Origin of the sequence: Micromonospora sp. NPDC002296 (assembly GCF_040296145.1) — a bacterium.
Taxonomy (GTDB): domain Bacteria; phylum Actinomycetota; class Actinomycetes; order Mycobacteriales; family Micromonosporaceae; genus Micromonospora.
Window position 1 is genome coordinate 1 of the sequence record NZ_JBEOWQ010000044.1, and the last position, 3,689, is coordinate 3,689.

The 3,689-nt window shown below is 74.5% G+C and carries 1 protein-coding gene; it reads right to left on the reverse strand.

Features of this window, described 5'->3' with window-relative positions; genetic code table 11:
* Nucleotides 1–117: 117 nt before the first annotated feature.
* Nucleotides 118–3,672, reverse strand: a complete 3,555-nt coding sequence (locus ABT023_RS24485) for a class I SAM-dependent methyltransferase (protein ID WP_350888740.1) — start codon at nucleotides 3,670–3,672, stop codon at nucleotides 118–120.
* Nucleotides 3,673–3,689: the final 17 nt, after the last annotated feature.

The window sequence follows — 3,689 nt, forward strand, 5'->3', positions numbered from 1 at the left end:
CCCCGCGTTGCTCTTCCCCCCCCCCCCCCCCCCCCCCCCCGCGGGGGGGGGGGGGGGGGGGGGGGGGGGGGGGGGGGGGGGGGGGGGGGCGGGGGCCGGTCGGCCCGACCCCGCAGATCAGGCGAGCATGTCGGCCACGACGCCGTCGGGAAGCTCGTCGATCCGTTCGACCAGCTCGCCCTCGACGATCTGGGCCATGCCCGAGATGGTGCGGGCGTCGAACAGGCCGCCGAGGTCGAGTTCGATCGGGAACCGGCCCCGCAGGCGGGAGATCACCTGGGTGGCCAGGAGCGAGTCCCCGCCCAGCTCGTGGAAGTCGTCCGCGGGGGCGACCGTCGGCAGGCCGAGCACCTCGGCGACCGCCTGGGCCACCATGACCTCCAGCGGGTTGCCCTCCGGCGCGTTGCCCGCCGGGGCGCCGCCCGGGGTCGCCACGGCCCGATCCGCCTCCGCCGGGGTCACGGCGGACGCGACCGGGCCGCCGGGCGCGACCGGGCCGCCGGACGCGTTCTGGTCGGCGGCACCCGGGTTCTCCGCCAGGATCACCGACTCGATCGCCTGGTCCTCGCGGGTGGCCAGCAGTGAGAACGTCCGCACCGAGCCCATTCCGGCCCGCTCCAGCGCCCGTCGCCACATCGGCGCGCTCAGCAGCGGCCCGTTCGGCAGGCGGGTGTCCTCGAACGACCACCACCCCGACATGAGCCCGAAGGTCAGGGTGGGGAACGGCTGCACCCGGGTCACCTCCAGCACGACGATCACCCCGCCCGGCCGCAGGAGGGACCGCGCGTTGACGAGGGTGCGGTCGATGCGCGCGGTGGCGTGCAGCACGTTGGTGGCCAGCACCACGTCGTAGCCGCCCTCGGTGACGCCCTGCGCGGCCGGAGGGCGTTCGACGTCCAGCACCGCGGTGTCCAGGAAGCGGTACTCCCGGCCGTACCGGTCGGCGCCGTAGCGGGTGAAGCCGCGGGAGATGTCGGTGTAGGTGTAGCTCACCCGGTCGCTGTGCTCGACCAGGACGGGCAGCACCGAGGCGGCGGTTCCGCCGGTGCCGGCTCCGATCTCCAGCACCGCCACCGGGACCTGCGGGTCACGGTCGAGCCGGGCCCGCACGTACTCCCCGACCAGCCGGGCCACCAGGGCGTTGGAGTCCTGGTCGCTGTGGTAGACGTCCTCCACGGCGGTGAACGAGCCGCCGGGGAACAACACCTCGTGCGCCTTGCGCTTGCCGGTCAGCACGTCCGGGTAGGCGTCCAGGCAGGAGGTGAGCAGGCGGGCGAAGCCCGCGATCTCGGGCCGGTGGGCGAGCATGCCCTCGGTCAGACGGTCCACCTCGGACTGCTCCCAGCGGAGGGTCATCGCCGCGCACCCGGCGGTGGTGGTGTAGGCGCCGCCCTGCTCGGCGAGGTAGCCGGCGTCGACCAGGATGTGCACCAGCCCGGCCACCAGGCGGTGGTGCTCCGCGACGACGCCGAGCCGGCCGATCAGCTCGTCGACGGTGTACCGCTCGCCCTCGGCGGAGAAGACGCCCATCCGACGCAGGGACGCCAGGAGCAGCCGCTCACACAGCACGGCCAGCTCGCCCGCCAGTTCCTCGGCCTCGAGAGCGGCCCGCAGGCTGGTCCGGTCGGGATGCTCGTCGAAGTGCGCGGCGGCGGCGGCGTCCAGCTCCGACAGCATCGACGGCACCCCTGGGACGCCGGGCTGAACGGGCTGAACGGGCTGCGAATGCCCGTCGCCCGGGGCGGCGGGCGTGATCGGCGCCGCGCCGCCGGTCGGGCGTTCGATCGGGGTGCCGTCGGCCCAGACGTGCGGGTAGCGGTTGCGCTCGAAGGGGTAGCCGGGCAGGCCGATCCGCCGCGGCGCGGCGCCCAGGTGCAGGCGTGCCCAGGCCACCGGCTCACCCGCCGTCCACCGCCGGGCGGGCTCGGCCAGCTCGGCGGGCACGGCCCGGGTGTCCCCGCCCTCCCCCGCGGCGATCCGGTCGAGCAGGTCGGCCAGCTCCGCGACGGAACCTGCGACCACGACCGCCCGCTCCGCCGTCGGCTCCCGGCCGACCTGCAGGGTGTAGGCGACATCGACCAGGTCCGCCCCCGCGAGCGGACCGCGCAGCGCGGCGGCGAGCTCGGCCGCCTTGACCCGCAGGCGTTCCGCGGTACGCGCCGACAGCGGCACCAGCTGCGGCCGGGACGCGGCGGCGGGTTGCCGGGCGGGCGCCGGACAGTCGGAGAGCACCAGGTGGGCGTTGGTGCCGCTGTAGCCGAAGGAGCTGACCGCGGCATGCCGTCGGCCGTCCGGGCCCGGAGCCCACGGCATCTCCTCGGTGACCACGCGCACCGGCGCGGCGGAGAAGTCGATGTGCGGGTTGGGGGTGGTGAAGTTCGCCGCGGGCGGCACCACACCGGCCCGCATGCTCAGCAGCACCTTGATCACCCCGAGCACCCCGGCGGCACCCATGGTGTGGCCGATGTTCGCCTTGACCGACCCGATCGGGCAGTACCCGGTGCGGTCGGTCAGCCCGGCGAAGGCCGAGGTGATGCCCGCGATCTCGATGGGGTCGCCGAGGGTGGTGCCCGTGCCGTGCGCCTCGAAGTAGCCGAGCTGGTCGACCGGGACCCCACTGCGGCGCAGCGTCCTGCGCAGCAACGTGGCCTGCGCCTGGGTGCTGGGGGCGGTGATACCGGACGTGCGCCCGTCCTGGTTGGTGCCACTGGCCCGGATCACCCCGTGCACCCGGTCGTTGTCGCGCAGCGCGTCGGACAACCGCTTGAGCACCAGGACTCCGACGCCCTCACCGACGAGCATGCCGTCGGCGTCCGCGTCGAACGGCCTGCACCGACGGGTACGGGACACCGTCCCCAGGCTCTGCATCGTGAGGAACACGCCGGGGTGGTTGCACACGTAGACCCCGCCGGCCAGCACCAGATCGGCCTCGTCGGACAGCAGCAGTCGAGCGGCGACGTCGATGGCCACCAGCGACGAGGAGCAGGCGGTGTCCACCGCGAGCGCCGGCCCGGCCAGGTCGAGGTGGTAGGCGAGCCGGGACACCATCACGCTGGTGTCCGAGCCCAGCAGCGACTGCGCGTTGTACTCCGCCTGGGGTGCCAGGCCGGTGGTGCCCACGACCATGCCGACCCGTTGCCCGCGCAGGGTGGCCGCGTCGATGGCGGCGTCCTCCAGGGCGTGGTAGCTGGACTCCAGCAGCACCCGTTGGGCGGCGTCCATCGCCGCCGCCTCGGTCGGGGCGATGCGGAAGAACGCCGGGTCGAACGCGTCGGTGTCCGGCATGGCGCCGTAGCGGGGCAGCTCGGTGTCGGGGAACGCCTCCCGGTACATGCGCAGCGCGACCGGGTCGGTGATCTCCCGGGTCACGTCCCGCCCCGCACGCACCAGTTCCCAGAACCGGTCGGGGCCCTCCGCGTCACCGGCGCGGCAGTTCAACCCGACGATCGCCACCTGTTCCGGTGGCGCCTGCGCCGCCAGCACCGACTCGACGTGCGCGGCGAGCCTGCCGGTGTCCGGGTGGTCGGCGACCACCCCGCTGGGCAGGTTCGTGCCCAGCGCCGCGTTGATCGCCTCCACCAGGGACACCGACCTGGCCAGGTCCAGTCCGGCGATGGTGGTGAGGTTCAGCTTGGCTGCGGCCTCCTCGACCACCCGCACGACCTCAGACATGTGTTTCCCTCCAGGTT